The organism is Micromonospora sp. NPDC047730 (assembly GCF_043204765.1).
Classification (GTDB): domain Bacteria; phylum Actinomycetota; class Actinomycetes; order Mycobacteriales; family Micromonosporaceae; genus Micromonospora.
On sequence record NZ_JBIDCU010000009.1, the window covers coordinates 267,746 to 284,206 of the forward strand.

Consider the following 16,461-nt stretch of genomic DNA (forward strand, 5'->3'; position numbering starts at 1 on the left):
CGGCCCCGGAGGTCCGGGCGCAACCGCAGAGGTGATCTTCAATGGCCTGGATCGTGCTGGTGATCTCCGGACTCCTGGAGACGGCGTGGGCGATCGCCCTCGACCGCAGCGCCGGCTTCAGCCGTCCCGTCCCGTCGGCGGTCTTCGTGGTGACGCTGGTGCTCAGCATGGCCGGGCTGGGGTACGCGCTGCGCGAGATCCCGGTCGGCACCGGCTACGCCGTCTGGGTCGGCATCGGGACGGTCGGCACCGCCCTGGTCGGGATGCTCGCGCTGAACGAGCCGGCCAACCTGCCCCGGATCGCCTGCCTCCTGCTGGTGATCGCCGGCATCGTGGGCCTGAAGATCTTCCACTGAGGACACGGGCCCGAGGCGTGACGAACGGCCACAGTGGGTAGAGGTCGGCCTGGTAACGCAGGCTCTCACCCACAGGAGGCAGACATGGCCGACATGCACACCACCGCCCGCCCGCGCAGTGGCGCCGCCCGCATCTGCACCATCCTGGGCTTCGTCTTCGCGGTCATCGCGATCCTGTTCCTGCCGCCGCTGTTCGGCCTCGCCGGCCTGATCCTCGGGATCGTCGGCGCCGTGCTCGGCGACAAGCCGCTCGGCTGGTACGCCGCCGTCGCCAGCGTGGCCGGCGCGATCATCGGCATGGTCATCGGCGCCGCCATCTACAACTCCTGACCGCCGCTCCCCCACGGACGGGCCCGCCGGCTTCCGGCGGGCCCGTCCGTGTCCTACCCGGCCGACCAGGGCGGGCCGAAGGAGCCGGCAACGCGTCGGCGCCCGGTCGGCGTCACTCCTCGCCGCCGCGCAGGCCGACCAGGACCTCCTCCAGCTCGTCGGGCTTGACCAGCACGTCGCGGGCCTTGGAGCCCTCCGACGGGCCGACCACGCCCCGGGTCTCCATCAGGTCCATCAGCCGCCCCGCCTTGGCGAAGCCGACCCGCAGCTTGCGCTGCAACATGGAGGTCGAGCCGAACTGCGAGGTGACCACCAGCTCGACGGCCTGCACCAGCAGGTCGAGGTCGTCGCCGATGTCCTCGTCGATCTTCTTCTTGCCGCTGTCCGGCGCGGCGAGCACATCGGGGCGGAACTCCGGCTCGCGCTGGCTCTTGCAGAACTTCACCACGTCGGCGATCTCGCGCTCGGTCACCCAGGCGCCCTGGATCCGGATCGGCTTCGAGGCGCCCATCGGCAGGAAGAGACCGTCGCCGCGGCCGAGCAGCTTCTCCGCGCCCGGCTGGTCGAGGATGACCCGCGAGTCAGCCAGGGAGGAGGTGGCGAACGCCAGCCGGGACGGCACGTTCGCCTTGATCAGGCCGGTGACCACGTCGACCGACGGGCGCTGGGTGGCCAGCACCAGGTGGATGCCGGCCGCGCGGGCGAGCTGGGTGATCCGGACGACCGAGTCCTCCACGTCGCGCGGGGCGACCATCATCAGGTCGGCCAGCTCGTCCACGATCACCAGCAGGTACGGGTACGGGCGCATCTCCCGCTCGCTGCCCGGCGGGGCCTTGATCTCGCCGTTGCGCACCTTGCGGTTGAAGTCGTCGATGTGCCGGACCCCGTTGGCGGCGAGGTCGTCGTAGCGCATGTCCATCTCGCGGACGACCCACTCCAGCGAGTCGGCCGCCTTCTTGGCGTTGGTCACGATCGGCGTGACCAGGTGCGGGATGCCCTCGTAGCCGGTCATCTCGACGCGCTTCGGATCGATCAGCAGCAGCCGCACCTCGTCCGGCGTGGCCCGGGTGAGAATGGACACCAGCAGCGAGTTCAGGCAGGACGACTTGCCCGCGCCGGTCGCGCCGGCGATCAGGATGTGCGGCATCTTGGCGAGGTTGGCCACCACGTAGCCGCCCTCGATGTCCTTGCCGAGCGCCACCACCATCGGGTGGTGGTCGCCGGTGGCGGCCCGCGAGCGCAGCACGTCGCCGAGCGCCACGTTCTCCGGGTCGGTGTTCGGGATCTCCACGCCGACCGCGCTCTTGCCCGGGATCGGGCTCAGGATCCGCACGTCCGGCGACTTCACCGCGTACGCGATGTTGCGGGAGAGCTGGGTGATCCGCTCGACCTTGACGCCCGGGCCCAGCTCCACCTCGTAGCGGGTGACGGTCGGCCCGCGGGTGAAGCCGGTGACGGCGGCGTCCACGTCGAACTGCTCGAAGACGCCGGTGAGCGCGGCGATCACCTCGTCGTTGGCCCGGCTCCGGCTCTTCGGGGCCGCGCCGCTGCTGAGCATGTTCGCCGGCGGCAGGGTGTAGTCGCCGGCCAGCCCGGTCAGCGCGAGCTGCTCGGCCCGGGTCGGTGCGGGCGAGTGCTCCGGCGGCTCGACCGGCTTGCGGCTGGCCGGGACCTTGCCGGGGCGCTTGCGGGGCAGCACGAGGGTTTCCTGGAGGTCCGCCCCGTCAAGTTCGTCGTCGAACTCCGCCGGGTCGACCGGCGGCGGCGCCGCCCGCTTCGTCGCGCGCTTGCGGGCGGGCTTCGCGGGCGCCTCGTCCGTCTCCTCCTCCGCCGGCGGGGCGACCAGGGTGCCAGCGAGCAGGCCGAGCCGCTCCGGGATCTTGTTGATCGGCGTCGCGGTGACCACCAGCAGGCCGAAGACCAGCAGGAGGATCAGCAGCGGCACGGCGACCCAGGCGGTGACGGCCCGCTCCAACAGGCTGCCCACGCCCGCGCCGACCAGGCCGCCGGCGAAGTCGCGCTGGACCGCGTCGACCGGGTTCTGCCCGATGTGCAGCATCGCGGCGGTGGCGACCAGCATCGAGCCCCAGCCGACCAGCCCCCGGCCGCGGTGCTCCGGGTCGCCGGGCTCGCGCATGAGACGCCAGGCCCCGATCATCAGCAGCACCGGCACCACGATGGCGATCGCGCCGAGGAAGAGCCGGACGGTGTCGGCCAGCTGCTCGCCGACCGGGCCGGCGCCGGAGAACCAGATGGCCACCGCGCTGAGCAGGGCGAGACCGAAGACCAACAGCCCCGCGCCGTCACGACGGTGCTCCGGGTCGAGCCCGCGGGCCGAGGCGGCCTGCCGGCCGGCGGCGCGGAACGCCCAACCGACGCCGTGCGCCAGCCCCATCCACAGTGCGCCGACCGCGCGCCCGATGAGGAGCCCCGGGCCCGGCCGCGCCGCGGGCCGCCGCCGGGGGGCCGGCCGGGCGGTCTTCTTCGCCGGCTGGCGGGCACGGCTGTTCGTGGTGCCACGCGGCGACGCGCCGCGCCGCCGACTCGCCTGAGAGGTACGGCCCGCCATAGCATCAACTTAACGGCGTGACCCGGCAGATCGCCGCTTTTCCGGGTCGTGTCCGCGCGTCGCAGCGCGGACCGCGCCGCTTCACGTGATATCTGCCTCAGAAGGGATGCCCGATGGCGTCGCCGGGAATCGAGGACGGTCCGGACGGCCCCCTGGCCGGACACCCGGCGGCGCTGCGACCGCTGACCGGTGAGCTGATCGCCGCCGTGCTGCACAGCCGGGGGTACGTGGTCCAGGCCGACGCGGACGGCGACCTGGTCGGCCGCTGGGCCGACAGCCTGATCTGGTTCCTGCGGCCGGGCGCCGCCGGTGAGCTGCTCCAGGTCCGCACCCTGGCCGCGCCGACGTTCCCGATCGAGTACGTGCCGGCGCTGCACGCCTTCTGCAACGCGTGGAACCACGACCGGCTCTGGCCGAAGGCGTTCGTGCACGTCGAGGACGACGGGCGGGCCCGGGTCTGCGGCGAGGTCATCACCGACCTGGAGCGCGGGGTCACCCCGCACCAGCTCGACCAGCTGCTCGACTGCGGCATCGCCACCGGCTGCCAGCTCGCCACCGAGGTCGCCCGGCTGCCCGGCGGGGTCGTGGCGTGACGGGCCGGGGCGGGGAGCCGGCCCCTCGCGGGCTGGACCCCTTCGGGCCGACCGGCCGGTGGGGCGGGCGGCGGCGCGGGGGCGGGCACCGGGACCCGGCGCTGGCCGAGGCGCTCGCCGACGCCCGCGACGCGCCCGACGGCGAGGCCCGCGGCGCGGAGCTGGAACGGATCGCCGCGCACGCCGACGCCACCGGCGACGACCGGTCCGCGGTGGAGGCCCGGTTCGCGCTGATCGAGGGCTATCTGCTGCACGGGGAGCGGTGGCGGCTGGTCGAGCCGGTACGCCGCTGCCTCGCCGCCGTCGACCGTCGCCCCGACCTGCTGCCCGGCCCGGACGCCGCGCTGCTGCTGCGGTACCAGCGGTACGCCGTGGAGGCCCTGCTCGGCAGCCCCCGGGTCGGGCTGGACCAGGCCCTGGCCATGCTGGACGATCTCGCCGCCCGGGCCACCGCCCGCTCCCCCGTCCCGCCGGACGGCGGCGACGCAGCCGACCCGGCCTGCGGGACAGGCTCCGGCGGTGCCGCCCAGGCGGGCGTAACGGGCCACGGCGGCGCCACGGCGGGCGTAACGGGCCACGGCCGCCCCCCGGCGGGGGTTACGGGCCACGGCGGCGCCGGCGGGTCGGGCGGGGACGCGGCGGTGGTCGCCGAGCTGCGCTGCCGGATCGCCGACCACCTGGGCGACGAGCCGGCCGCCCGGCGGTGGTTCGACCGCTGGTCGGCGGCCGGGGCAACGCCGGCCGGCGGCTGCCCCGGCTGCGCGCCGGCCCGGCGGGCGGAACTGCTCGCCGGGTGGGGCGACCACCGGGCCGCGCTGGACGCGCTGGCGGAAACGGCGGCCGGCACGGGCGGCTGCACCGAGCAACCCGAGCGGGCGCTGGCCGCCGGGCTGCTGCCCTGGCTGCGCGCCGGGGAGCCGGCGCGGGCAGCCGAGGCGCACGTGCGGGCGTACCGGCGGCACCGGCGGGAGCAGGCCGCCTTCCCGTACCTCGCCGCGCACCTGCGGTGGTGCGCGCTGGGCGGGCACCCCGCCCGGGGGCTGGACGTCCTGGCCGAGCAGCTGCCCCGGCTGGACCGGCCGCACGACGACCTGTCCGCGATGGAGTTCGCCGCCGCCGGGGCGCTGGTCTGCGCGCTCGCCGTCGAGGCGGGGCTGGGGGGCCGGACGGTGCACCGACCCGGGTACGGCGACCGCCCGGCCGCCGACCTCGACGTGGCCACGCTCGGCGCCACCCTGCTCGGGTTGGCCACCGCGCTGGCCGGCAGCTTCGACGCCCGCAACGGCACCGGCCACCAGTCCGGCCGGATCGCGTCCTGGCTGGCCGAGCGGCCGCTCGCCGCACCGGTGCCGCTGCCGCCGGACGACGCGCCCGACGACGACCCGGGCGACCCGGCCGACGACGACCCGCCGGCCGACGGGGAGCCACGCCCGCTGAGCGTGGAGATGATCACGGCCGCCCTGGACCGGCGCGGGGACCACTACGCCGTGGACGCCGACGGCACCGTGGTCGGCCGGTGGGGCGAGGCGCTCATCCAGTTCCGCCGGGCCGGCGAGCGGGGCGAGATCCTCCGGGCGCGCGCGGTGGCGAGCCGCCGGCTGCCGGCCGACCGGCTCGCCGAGGCGTACGCGTTCTGCAACGCGTGGAACCACGACCGGCTGCTGCCGAAGGCGTACGTGCACGACCTCGGGGGCGAGCTGGTGCTGGCCGGCGACGTCAGCACCGACCTGGCGCACGGGGTGGCCCCGGCCCAGCTCACGGTCCTGCTCGACGCGGCCGTCGACACCGGCGTCGCGTACGCCGATGCCGTGGCCGCGCTGCCCTGACCGGCCGGGCGGGCACACGGGTGAGGTCCGAAACCCGCCGGACGGTCTCCTCCCGCCCTGGTGGACTCGTGCCTATGACGACGCACCGACAGCGCACCGCCCTGCTCCTGCACTCCCTGCACCGGCCCGGCTCCCCCCTCGTGCTGCCCAACGCCTGGGACGCCGCCAGCGCGCGGATCGTGGCCGACTGCGGCGCGACCGCCGTCGCCACCACCAGCGCCGGCGTCTCCTGGAGCCTGGGCGCGCCGGACGGCGACGAGCTGGACCGGGACGGCGCCCTGGCGGTGGTCGCCCGCGTCGCCGCCGCCGTCACCGTCCCGGTCACCGCCGACATCGAGAGCGGGTACGCCGCCGACCCGGCCGGGGTCGCCCGCACCGTGACCGCGGTGCTCGCCGCCGGCGCGGTCGGCGTCAACATCGAGGACGCCCCGCCGGCAGGGACGTCCCCGCTGCGCCCGGTCGACGGGCAGTGCGCCCGCATCCGGGCGGCCCGGGAGGCCGCCGACGAGGCAGGGGTACGGCTCTTCGTCAACGCCCGCACCGACGTGTTCCTGCGGGCCGTCGGCGACCCGGCGGACCGGCTGGCGGAGACGCTGCGCCGGGCGGCGGCGTACCGGGCGGCGGGCGCGGACGGCATCTTCGTGCCGGGCGTGGTCGACGCGGAGACCATCGGGGCGCTGGTCGCCGGGATCGACGGGCCGGTCAACGTGCTCGCCGGGCCGGGGTCGCTCCCCGTGGCCGCCCTGGCCGGGCTGGGGGTGGCCCGGGTCAGCCTCGGCTCGGCGCTCGCCGAGGCCGCGTACGGGCTGGTCCGCCGCGCCGCCACGGAGGCGCTGCGCTCCGGCTCGTACGACTCGCTGGCCGGCGCGATCAGCTACGGCGAGCTGAACGCGCTGCTGGCCTGAGCCGACGGCCCCGGACGCCGCGACGCCCGCCGGCACACGGGGTGCGGGCGGGCGTCGGTGAAGCGGGGGTCAGACCTCGACGACGGTGGGCACGATCATGGGCCGGCGCCGGTACGCGTCGTTCACCCACCGCCCCACGGTGCGCCGGACGATCTGCTGGAGCTGGTGCGGGTCGGTGATGCCGTCGGCCGCCGCCCGGTTCAGGGCCTCGGTGACCAGCGGGATCACCGGGTTGAACGCCTCCGGGTCCTCCGAGAAGCCCTTGGCGGAGAGGGTGGGACCGCCGACCACCTTGCCGGTCACGGAGTCGACGACCACGGTGGTGGCGATGAACCCGCCGTCGCCGAGGATCCGCCGCTCGGTGAGCAGCGACTCGCTGACGTCGCCGACGGCGAGGCCGTCGACGTAGACGTAGCGGCTCTTCACGTGCCCGACGAGGCTGGCCCGGCCCTCGACGAGGTCGACGACGTCGCCGTCCTCGCAGAGCACCACGCGGTCGGGGGCGACACCGGACTCGATGCCGAGCCGGGCGTGCGCGCGCAGGTGCCGCCACTCACCGTGCACCGGCATCAGGTTGCTGGGGCGCACCATGTTCAGCAGGTAGAGCAGCTCGCCGGCGGGGGCGTGGCCGGAGACGTGCACCTTGGCCACGTCCTTGTGCACCACCACCGCGCCGGCCCGGGCCAGCCGGTTGATGACCCGGTAGACGGACGTCTCGTTGCCGGGCACCAGCGACGAGGCGAGCACCACCGTGTCGCCGGGGGCGATGGTGATGTGCCGGTGGTCGCCGCTGGCCATCCGGCCCAGGGCGCTCATCGGCTCGCCCTGCGAGCCGGTGGACATCAGCACGATCTGCTCGGGCGGCATGGTGGTCGCCTCTTCCAGCCCGACGACCAGCCCGGCCGGGATGTTGAGCAGCCCGAGGTCGCGGGCGATGCCCATGTTGCGGACCATGGAGCGGCCGATCAGGGCGACCTTGCGGCCGTGCTCGGCGGCGGAGTCGAAGACCTGCTGCACCCGGTGCACGTGCGAGGCGAACGAGGCGACGATGATCCGGCCGCGCGCCTTCGCGAAGATCGAGTCGAGCACCGGCCCGATCTCGCGTTCGGGGGTGACGAAGCCGGGGATCTCCGCGTTGGTGGAGTCCGACAGCAGCAGGTCCACGCCCTCGGCGCCGAGCCGGGCGAACCCGGCCAGGTCGGTGATCCGGCCGTCCAGCGGGAGCTGGTCCATCTTGAAGTCGCCGGTGTGCAGCACCAGGCCGGCCGGGGTGCGGATGGCCACCGCGAGCGCGTCCGGGATCGAGTGGTTGACCGCGAAGAACTCGCACTCGAACGGGCCGAGCCGCTCCCGGCCGCCCTCCCGCACGGTCAGCGTGTAGGGCTGGATCCGCCGCTCGGCGAGCTTCGCCTCGACCAGGGCCAGCGTGAACTGCGAACCGACCAGCGGGATGTCGGGCTTGTGCGCGAGCAGGTAGGGAACCGCGCCGATGTGGTCCTCGTGGCCGTGGGTGAGCACGATCGCCTGGACGTCGTCGAGCCGGTCGAGGATCGGGCCGAAGTCCGGCAGGATCAGGTCGACGCCGGGCTGCTCCACGTCCGGGAAGAGCACCCCGCAGTCGACGACGAGCAGCTTGCCGTCGTACTCGAAGACGGTCATGTTGCGACCGATGGCGCCGAGCCCGCCGAGCGGGATGATCCGCAGCCCACCCTCCGGCAGCGGCGGGGGCAGTTCCGCCTCGATGTGCGCCTCGGTCACGCGTCCACCTCATTCTGCGGCGCCGTCACCCGGCGCCCGTCGTGTCGTTCGGTCATTCGGGCAGTTCCAGGCCCGCTGCCGCGCAGTCCGCGCGGAGCTGGGCGATCTCGTCGTCGGTCGCGTCGACCAGCGGCGGACGCACCGGGCCGGCGGGCATCCCGGCGGCGGCCAGGCCGGCCTTCACCAGGATCACGCCCTGGGTGCGGAAGATGCCGGTGTACAGCGGCAGCAGCCGCCGGTGCAGGTCCAGCGCGCCGGCGGTGTCCCCCGCGTCGTACGCCTCGATCATCCGCTTGGTGAGCGCGCCGGTGAAGTGGGTCGAGGTGCCGACCACGCCGACGGCGCCCACGGCCAGCGCGGGCAGGGTCAGCGAGTCCTCGCCGCTGTAGAAGGCGAGGTTGGTGCGGGCGGTGACCCAGCCGGTCGCGGTCAGGTCACCCTTGGCGTCCTTCACCGCGACGATCCGGCCGTGCTCGGCCAGCCGCACCATCGTCTCGGTGGCGATCGGCACGCCGGAGCGGTGCGGGATGTCGTAGAGCATCACCGGCAGCCCGGTGGCGTCCGCGACGGCGGTGAAGTGGCGCAGCAGGCCGGCCTGCGGCGGCTTGTTGTAGTACGGGGTGACCACGAGCAGGCCGTGCGCGCCGGCCTTCTCCGCGCCGGTGGCCAGCTCGATGGTGTGCCGGGTGTCGTTGGTGCCGACCCCCGCCACGACCTTGGCGCGGTCGCCGACGGCCTCCACCACCGCCCGGATCAGGTGTTCCTTCTCCGCGTCGGTGGTGGTCGGCGACTCGCCGGTGGTGCCGTTGACCACCAGCGCGTCGTTGCCCTGCTCGTCCACCAGGTAGCTGGCGAGGCGCGCCGCGCCGTCGAGGTCGAGCGAGCCGTCGGCGGTGAACGGGGTCACCATGGCCGTGAGCACTCGCCCGAAGGGGCGGGACACCGCCCGGGCGGGGGTGTCAGGGTGGTCGTGCGTCATGCCACCAACCTAGCGGACGACCACCGGCACCCCGCCGGGGAAGGGCTCAGGACAGCTCGGCGTGCGGGCTGGCGGCCACCTCGGTGCCGTCGGGCAGGGCCGAGACGACGAAGTCGGCGAAGACGTTCGGGGCGACCCGCTGGAGTTGCCGCAGGCACTCCACCGCCAGCTCGCGGATCTCGACGTCGGCGTGCTCGGTGGCGCGCATGGCGATGAAGTGCCGCCAGGCCCGGTAGTTGCCGGTGACCACGATCCGCGTCTCGGTGGCGTTGGGCAGGACGGCGCGGGCCGCCTGGCGGGCCTGCTTGCGCCGCAGCGTGGCGTTCTCCACGTCCGCGAAGCGCCGCTCCAGCCCCTCCAGCAGCTCGTTGTACGCGCGCACGCTCGCCTCGGCGGCCTCCACGAACTTCTTGTGCAGCTCCGGGTCCTCGGCGATCACCGAGGGCTCGACCATGGCGGCGTCCCGCTCCGGCACGTACCGCTGGGAGAGCTGGGAGTAGGAGAAGTGGCGGTGCCGGATCAGCTCGTGGGTGAACGAGCGGGACACGCCGCTGAAGTAGAAGCTGACCGAGCCGTGCTCCAGCACGCTCAGGTGCCCGACCTCGAGGATGTGCGCGAGGTAGCCGGCGTTGGTGGCCGTGGCCGGGTTGGGCTTCTTCCAGCTCTGGTAGCAGGCCCGGCCGGCGAACTCGGCGAGCGCCTGGCCGCCCTCGGCGTCGGTCGACCACGGCACGTCGTCCGGGGCCTCGAAGTGGGTCCACGCGATGAGCTTGACCTGTGGCTGCACCATGTCCGGCATTCCTGGCACTGTAGTGGCCCCACGGTCGTGGGGGAAAGTTGGGCTCACGAGCCGAACGGGTCGTTGAGCTGCGAAACGGTCGGACAGGTGCCGGTCCGCCTGACCGACACGTGGCCAAGATCTCGACGCGCTCGGGCTGCCGCTGGGTGGATGCGCGACGACGCTGGCGAGCTGCCCTCACAGACGGGGCAGCCACCCGAGCGGTCGGGCAGCCACCCGAGCGGTCGGGAGCCACCCGAGCGGTCGGGCAGCCACCCGAGCGGTCGGGAGCCACGCGAGCGGTCGGGAGGCCGGCAACCGCCACCGGTCGTCGGCGCGGACGACAGCGGCCACGACCGGGCCGGCGGCGCGGAAGCGCCACCACCGGGTCGGCGAGGCGGAAGCGCCACCACCGGGTCGGCGGCGCGGGCGGCGGCCGCGAGCCCGGCGCGCAAGGAGGGTGCGCGCCGCCCGCCGGTGGAACGCCATGGGTGTCACGAGCCCTGCGTGACACCCATGGCGTTCCACTCTGCGAGGTCAATGCCCCGGCGGGCGGCCGGGCGAGGCGAGCAGACCCCCACCACCCGTGGTGGTCCTACAGACGGGGCAGCTCGACAGGGTCGCGGCAGGGCACCGTGGGCTGCCGGAAGTCGATGGTGCGACGGGCCGACGACCGCCGCGCCCGAGCCGCGCCCGACCCACCCGACCCACCGCGCCCGACCCACCCGACCCATTCGACCCCGCCGGGAAGTCTGGAGGCGTGGGCCGCCTCGGAAAGCGTGGGCCGCGCCGGAGGAGGGTCAGACGTAGAGCGAGGTGAACGGCGCCCAGGGGAGGTTACGTACCACCGAGAAGGCCAGCCAGGCGGCGAGGAAGCCGCCGATCACCTTCGAGCTGAGTTGCAGCTCGGGCAGGCGCCAGCCGAACGCCTGCTTCCCCGCCCAGGCGACGAAGAGGTAGGCCAGGAAGGGCAGCGCGAAGACGAAGAGGAAGTGGTGCCGGGCGGCGGCCGGCAGATCGGCGTGCAGCACGTACCAGAGCGCGCGGGTGCCGCCGCAGCCCGGGCAGTCCAGCCCCGTGGTCAGCTTGAGCAGGCAGGTCGGCGCGGCGTCCGGCGCGGCGTGGGTCGGGTTGCTGAGCAGCGTGTAGCCGATGCCGGCGGCGACGCAGCCGAGCGCGGCCAGCGGCACGGCCCAGCGCGGCGAGCGGTCGTAGAGGCGGACGACGAAGCGGGTCAGCCGGTCCGGCTCGGGCACCGGGTAGGGCGGCACCTGGCCCGCGGGCCACGCACCCGGCTCACCGGCGGGCCAGGCACCCGGCTCGCCCGCCGGCCCCGTGTGGGGCTGCCCCGACTGAGACGCCTGGGGCGGGGCGTCGACCCCGCCGCTCTGCGGATGCGGCTGGGGGGCCGGCCCGTCAACGCTCGTCACGTGGCTCACCGTACACCGGCCACGCCCAGCAGCGCGGCGGCCAGCGGGGCGGCCAGGTCGCCGGCAGCGGGCGGCGCCACCGCGTCCAGGCCGAGCCAGCCGGCGAGGCGGTGCAGCTCGGCGGCGAGTGCCAACGCGGTCTCGCCCGGGTCGGCGCCCGGCTCGACCCAGGCGGCCGGCACCAGCAGCACCCCGGCCTTGCGATCGGCCTTCAGGTCGACCCGGGCGGTGAACCGCTCCCCCTGCAGGAAGGGCAGCACGTAGTAGCCGTGGACCCGCTGCGGCGCCGGGACGTAGATCTCGATCCGGTAGCTGAAGTCGAAGAGCCGCTCGGTGCGGGCCCGCTCCCAGACCAGCGGGTCGAACGGACTGACCAGGGTGTTGCCGCGCACCCAGCGGGGCAGCCGCGCCCCGGCGTGCAGCCAGGCGGGCTGCCGCCAGCCCTGCACGGCGACCGGCAGCAGCTCGCCCGCCTCGACCAGCTCCGCGATGGCCTGCCGGGCGCCGGCGAGGGGCAGCCGGAAGTAGTCGCGCAGCTCCGGCTCCGCGGCCACCCCGAGCGACCGCGCGGCGATGGCCACCAGCGTGCGGTACGCCTCGGCGTCGGTCGGCGTCGGCGCGTCCAGCACGGTGGCCGGCAGCACCCGCTCCGGCAGGTCGTAGCGGCGGGCGAACGAGGAGGTGCGGTCGGCGGCGGTCACCTCGCCGGCCCAGAAGAGGAACTCCAGCGCCCGCTTCACCGCCGACCAGTTCCACCCCCAGTTGCCGGTCTCCCGGGGCGCGTCGTGCTCGATCTCGGCGGCGGTGAGCGGCCCCCGGGCGGCCACCTCGTCGCGGACCCAGGCGACCAGCCCGGGCTGCTCCTCGGCGATCCGGCGCATCCCGCCCCACGCCTGCGAGTGGGCGCGGGCCATCCGCCAGCGCAACGCCGGGTGCGACCCGACGGGGACCAGCGACGCCTCGTGGCCCCAGTATTCGAACAGCTCCCGGGGACGTCGGTAGGCGGCGGTGTCGAGCAGCGACGTCGGGTAGGGCCCGAGCCGGCTGTAGAGCGGCAGGTAGTGCGCGCGTTGCAGGACGTTGACCGAATCCATCTGGATCAGCCCGACCCGGTCGAGCACCCGGCGCAGGTGTCGGCGGGTGGGCACGCCGGTGGGCGCGGGGTCGGCGAAGCCCTGGGCGGCGAGCGCCACCCGGCGTGCCTGGGCGAGCGAGAGTGTTTCCGGTGCGGCCATCGTCGGGCACCCTAATCCACCCGTACGACACGGGAGCGGACGCTGGACCGATCGCCCGCCGGGGCATAGAACGGACGCATGCTCACGATCCGGCACGAGGAGCCCGAGGACGCCGAGGCGGTCGCCCGGGTGCACATCCACGGGTGGCAGGCCGGCTACGCGGGGATCATGCCCGACGAGGTGCTGCGGCGGCTCAACGTCGCGGCGTGGGCGCAGCGCCGCCGGGACCTCGGCACCGCCGATCCGGAGCACCCGTTCACCACCCTGCTCGCCGAGGCCGACGGGACGCTGGCCGGGTTCACCACGTTCGGCCCGTACCGGATCAACCAGGACCGGGGCGACCTCGACCTCGCGCACGGGGAGGTGGTGGCGATGTACGTCGAGCCGGCGCACTGGGGCGACGGCACGGCGGGGGCGCTGCTGGCCTCGGCCCGCGCCGGCCTGGCCGGGCGGGGCTGGTCCGACTACCGGCTCTGGGTGCTGGCCGACAACCACCGGGCCCGCCGGTTCTACGAGCGGGCGGGGCTGTCACCGGACGGTGAGCGGTCGACCTACCCGGTGCCGTTGGCCGGCGGGCGACCGCCGGTCGGGCTCGTCGAGCTGCGGTACGCCGGACGCCTCGACGGCTGACCTGGCCGGCGTCGCCCGGCGGCGGCTGATCCAGCCCGCGTCGCCCAGGCGACGGACCGGCAGGAACGCCAGCAGCGCCAGGCTGATCCAGACGTAGGTGTTGCTGCCGAGGAAGCCGTCGAGCCCGGCGAAGTCCTTCTCCCAGGCCCAGACGATCCGGCTGATCAGGAAGCCGTACCCGACGATCGCGGCGCCCAGCAGGACGCGGCGTCGGCGGCTGCCGGCCGGTGCGGCCATGCCGTTGTCCACCAGCAGGATCAGCGCGGGCAGCAACCAGACCAGGTGGTGCACCCAGGTGACCGGGCTGACCAGGCACATCACCGCGCCGGTCAGCGCCAGGCCGGTCGCCTCGTCGCCGGCGGCCACGGCGGCCCGGGAGCGCCACGCCCACAGCGCCAGCGTGGCGAGCACCAGCGCCAGCCAGGCCAGGGTGCTCGGGTGTTCCGGATTCAGCCGGGCGACCACCCCGCGCAGCGACTGGTTGGAGACGAACGCCAACTCGCCCACCCGGCCGGTGTTCCACAGCGCCTCGGTCCAGAACTCCCGCGACGCGTCGGGGAAGAGCGCGGCGGCGAACAGGGTCGCGCCGGCCGCGGCGGCCATCGAGGTGAGCGCGGCCCGCCAGCGCCGGGTGACCAGCAGGTAGACGATGAAGATGCCCGGGGTCAGCTTGATCGCCGTGGCCAGGCCGATGCCCACCCCGGCCCAGCGGTTGCCGGCCGGCAGCAGCCGGAGCAGGTCGACCGCGACCAGGAAGAGCAACAGCATGTTGACCTGGCCGAAGTTGACCGTCTCGCGCATCGGCTCGTACGCGGCGGCCAGGCAGAGCGCCACGGCGAGGGCGTACCAGCGGGTCCAGCCGGCCCGGCGGGAGATCGGGTCGACCAGCCACCAGAACAGCACGGCGGTGACCACCACGCTGGCGGCCACGCTCACCACGATCGCCGCCGACCACGGCAGGTACGCCATCGGCAGCATGACCAGGGCGGCGAAGGGCGGATAGGTGAAGCCGTACTGCGTGCCGGGCTTGAGGAAGTCGTAGATCTCCCCGCCGTCGTGCACCCACCAGGTCAGCGCGCCGTAGTAGACCTTCAGGTCGAAGAATCCGTGTCGGACGGCCGCCACGGACAGGAACGCGGCCACCGCGACGGCGAGCCCCACCACGCTCACGACCTGCCGGACCGTCCGTCGGGGACCCTGCGCCACCGTCGCCTCCCTCGCCCTGCGTAGGCTTCCGTCCCATGGCTCTCGGGTACGTCCGCCCGGCGCGTCCGGAAGACGCCGGCGAGATCGCACGCATCCAGCTCGCGACCTGGCAGGTCGCCTATCGCCGGATCCTGCCCCGGCACGTGCTCGACAACCTGGACGAGACGTGGCTCGCCCGGCGGTGGAGCGCGGCGGTGCAGGAGCCGCCCTCCGGCACGCATCGGGTGCTCGTCGCCGTCGAACAGGCCGAGCAATCGTATCTGGTGGGGTTCGCCGCCTCCGGTCCGGCCGATGCCGAGGCACTCGCTCCGGGCGAGCCGGCCGAGGCGCTCGGGCCGGGCGTGGCGGCGGTGACCGACCTGCTGGTGGAGCCGCGCTGGGGGCGGCGCGGGCACGGCAGCCGGCTGCTCGCCGCGACCGTCGACCTGTGGCGCGCCGACGGGTTCGCCCGGGCGGTGGCCTGGGCGTTCGACGACGACGAGGCGACCCGCAAGTTCCTCACCAGCACCGGCTGGGAGCCCGACGGCGCGGCGCGTGCCCTGGACGTGGACGACATGCTCGTCCCGCAACTGCGCCTGCACGTGGCGGTGCCGACGGAGGCGGACCCCGCGGACGCGACGCCCACGGAGGCGACGCTGCCGGACGTCCCGCCGGCCGGGTCGGTGCCGTCGCCGGCGTGCCCCGTGGACTGACGACAGGCCTCCGCGCGGGCCCGGATCGGCGGACACTGTCGGGGGCGTCGCCTACGGTGACCCCATGACCGCAGCGACGGCGACCAGCGGAGCGGGCGTGGCCCACGGCGGCGCGACCGGTCGCGACCCCGACGGTGCCGCCGGGCCGGCGTCGGGCCCGGCCGACGCGACGTTCGAGGCGCACCGCGTCGGGCTGACCGGTTACTGCTACCGGATGCTCGGTTCGATCTTCGACGCCGAGGACGCGGTGCAGGAGACGCTGCTGCGCGCCTGGCGCGGGCGTGACGGATTCCAGGCCCGGTCCTCCACCCGGACGTGGCTCTACCGGATCGCCACCAACGTCTGCCTGGACCAGTTGCGGGGGCGGGCCCGGCGGGCCCTGCCGATGGAGTTCGGCGGGCCGGACGAGCCGGTCCTCGCCGCGCTGGGCGCGCCGGCGCCCGAGCGCTGGGTGGGCCCCGCGCCGGACGCGGCCGTGCTGCCGTCCGGTGATCCGGCGGCGGTGGCCGAGGCCCGCGAGTCGGTCCGGCTGGCGTTCGTCGCCGCTCTGCAGCACCTGCCGCCCCGGCAGCGGGCCGTGCTGATCCTGCGCGACGTGCTGCGCTGGCGGGCCGACGAGACCGCCGAGCTGGTCGGCGCCTCGGTCGCGGCGGTGAACAGCGCCCTCCAGCGGGCCCGCGCCACCCTGGCCGCCCGCGACGGGCTGCCGCGCGCCCCGCTCGACGGGCGGCAGCGCGACCTGCTCGACCGCTACGTCGCCAGCTTCGAGCGCTACGACATCGACTCGCTCGTCGCGCTGCTGCGGGAGGACGCGGTGCAGAGCATGCCGCCGTTCGCGCTGTGGCTGCGCGGCCCCGGGGACATCCGGCGGTGGATGCTCGGCCCGGGCGCCGAGTGCCGCGGCTCGCGGCTGGTGCCGGTGTCCGCCAACGACGGCGCCGCCTTCGGTCACTACCGCCCCGACCCGGCGGGCGGGCACCGGCCGTTCAGCGTCCACGTGCTCGAGTTCTCGGCGGGGCGGATCAGCCGGCTCACCCACTTCCTCACGCCGGAGCTGTTCGCGCGGTTCGGGCTGCCGCACCGCCTCGGCCCCTGAGCCGGGCCGCCGCGCCCGCCCCGACCCGCCGGGCGATGAGTTCCGAAGGCCCGGGCCGTCCACCCCTCGTACGCCACG

General features: G+C 75.0%; 14 protein-coding genes and 1 pseudogene. 8 read left to right on the top strand and 7 right to left on the bottom strand.

Annotated elements, in window-relative coordinates; translation table 11 throughout:
• The first annotated feature begins 41 nt into the window (after positions 1-41).
• Positions 42-356, top strand: coding sequence for a multidrug efflux SMR transporter (locus ACGF5G_RS22210; RefSeq protein ID WP_350705037.1), 315 nt, complete (start codon positions 42-44; stop codon positions 354-356).
• Between the two features lie 84 nt (positions 357-440).
• Positions 441-686 (top strand): hypothetical protein, encoded by a 246-nt coding sequence (locus ACGF5G_RS22215; protein ID WP_393265533.1) that lies wholly within the window; start codon positions 441-443, stop codon positions 684-686.
• Positions 687-798: 112 nt separating this feature from the next.
• Here the strand turns inward: ACGF5G_RS22215 and ACGF5G_RS22220 are convergent, their stop codons facing one another.
• Entirely contained in the window at positions 799-3,255 is a 2,457-nt protein-coding gene (locus tag ACGF5G_RS22220; protein ID WP_393265535.1) for a DNA translocase FtsK, read from the bottom strand.
• A gap of 113 nt (positions 3,256-3,368) precedes the next feature.
• Between ACGF5G_RS22220 and ACGF5G_RS22225 the strand changes: the two genes are divergently transcribed.
• The 3 genes from ACGF5G_RS22225 (at position 3,369) to ACGF5G_RS22235 (ending at position 6,579) form a co-directional block, all read left to right on the top strand.
• Positions 3,369-3,848, top strand: coding sequence for a YbjN domain-containing protein (locus tag ACGF5G_RS22225; protein WP_393265537.1), 480 nt, complete (start codon positions 3,369-3,371; stop codon positions 3,846-3,848).
• On the top strand, positions 3,845-5,674 hold the full coding sequence (locus tag ACGF5G_RS22230; protein WP_393265540.1) for a YbjN domain-containing protein: 1,830 nt from the start codon (positions 3,845-3,847) through the stop codon (positions 5,672-5,674). The genes ACGF5G_RS22225 and ACGF5G_RS22230 overlap by 4 nt, the downstream gene beginning before the upstream one ends.
• A 74-nt stretch (positions 5,675-5,748) precedes the next feature.
• Positions 5,749-6,579: an isocitrate lyase/phosphoenolpyruvate mutase family protein gene (locus tag ACGF5G_RS22235; protein ID WP_393265543.1), complete on the top strand. Its 831-nt coding sequence runs from the start codon at positions 5,749-5,751 to the stop codon at positions 6,577-6,579.
• 69 nt (positions 6,580-6,648) lie between these two features.
• Here the strand turns inward: ACGF5G_RS22235 and ACGF5G_RS22240 are convergent, their stop codons facing one another.
• From ACGF5G_RS22240 to ACGF5G_RS22260, 5 genes are all read right to left on the bottom strand, one after another.
• Positions 6,649-8,337 carry a ribonuclease J gene (locus ACGF5G_RS22240; RefSeq protein ID WP_393265545.1) on the bottom strand — a complete coding sequence of 563 codons (1,689 nt, stop codon included), beginning with the start codon at positions 8,335-8,337 and terminating at the stop codon, positions 6,649-6,651.
• Between the two features lie 52 nt (positions 8,338-8,389).
• Positions 8,390-9,316: a 4-hydroxy-tetrahydrodipicolinate synthase gene (gene dapA, locus ACGF5G_RS22245; RefSeq protein ID WP_393265547.1), complete on the bottom strand. Its 927-nt coding sequence runs from the start codon at positions 9,314-9,316 to the stop codon at positions 8,390-8,392.
• Between the two features lie 46 nt (positions 9,317-9,362).
• Positions 9,363-10,106, bottom strand: coding sequence for an FAD-dependent thymidylate synthase (gene thyX / locus ACGF5G_RS22250; RefSeq protein WP_393265615.1), 744 nt, complete (start codon positions 10,104-10,106; stop codon positions 9,363-9,365).
• Positions 10,107-10,894: 788 nt separating this feature from the next.
• Positions 10,895-11,533, bottom strand: coding sequence for a DUF2752 domain-containing protein (locus tag ACGF5G_RS22255; RefSeq protein ID WP_393265550.1), 639 nt, complete (start codon positions 11,531-11,533; stop codon positions 10,895-10,897).
• On the bottom strand, positions 11,530-12,759 hold the full coding sequence (locus ACGF5G_RS22260) for a winged helix-turn-helix domain-containing protein (RefSeq protein WP_393265553.1): 1,230 nt from the start codon (positions 12,757-12,759) through the stop codon (positions 11,530-11,532). Before ACGF5G_RS22260 ends, ACGF5G_RS22255 begins: the two co-directional genes overlap by 4 nt.
• Positions 12,760-12,837: 78 nt before the next feature.
• Here ACGF5G_RS22260 and ACGF5G_RS22265 point away from each other — a divergent pair, with 78 nt between their 5' ends.
• Entirely contained in the window at positions 12,838-13,389 is a 552-nt protein-coding gene (locus ACGF5G_RS22265) for a GNAT family N-acetyltransferase (protein ID WP_393265556.1), read from the top strand.
• Here ACGF5G_RS22265 and ACGF5G_RS22270 read toward each other — a convergent pair.
• A complete protein-coding gene (locus ACGF5G_RS22270; RefSeq protein WP_393265559.1) occupies positions 13,288-14,595 on the bottom strand; it encodes a glycosyltransferase 87 family protein in 1,308 nt (435 codons plus the stop codon). The genes ACGF5G_RS22265 and ACGF5G_RS22270 overlap by 102 nt on opposite strands.
• Before the next feature lie 35 nt (positions 14,596-14,630).
• Here ACGF5G_RS22270 and ACGF5G_RS22275 point away from each other — a divergent pair.
• Together ACGF5G_RS22275 and ACGF5G_RS22280 are read left to right on the top strand one after the other, a co-directional pair.
• Positions 14,631-15,206 (top strand): annotated as a pseudogene (locus ACGF5G_RS22275) (GNAT family N-acetyltransferase); the annotation flags it as partial.
• Between the two features lie 145 nt (positions 15,207-15,351).
• On the top strand, positions 15,352-16,383 hold the full coding sequence (locus tag ACGF5G_RS22280) for a sigma-70 family RNA polymerase sigma factor (protein ID WP_393265561.1): 1,032 nt from the start codon (positions 15,352-15,354) through the stop codon (positions 16,381-16,383).
• Positions 16,384-16,461: the final 78 nt, after the last annotated feature.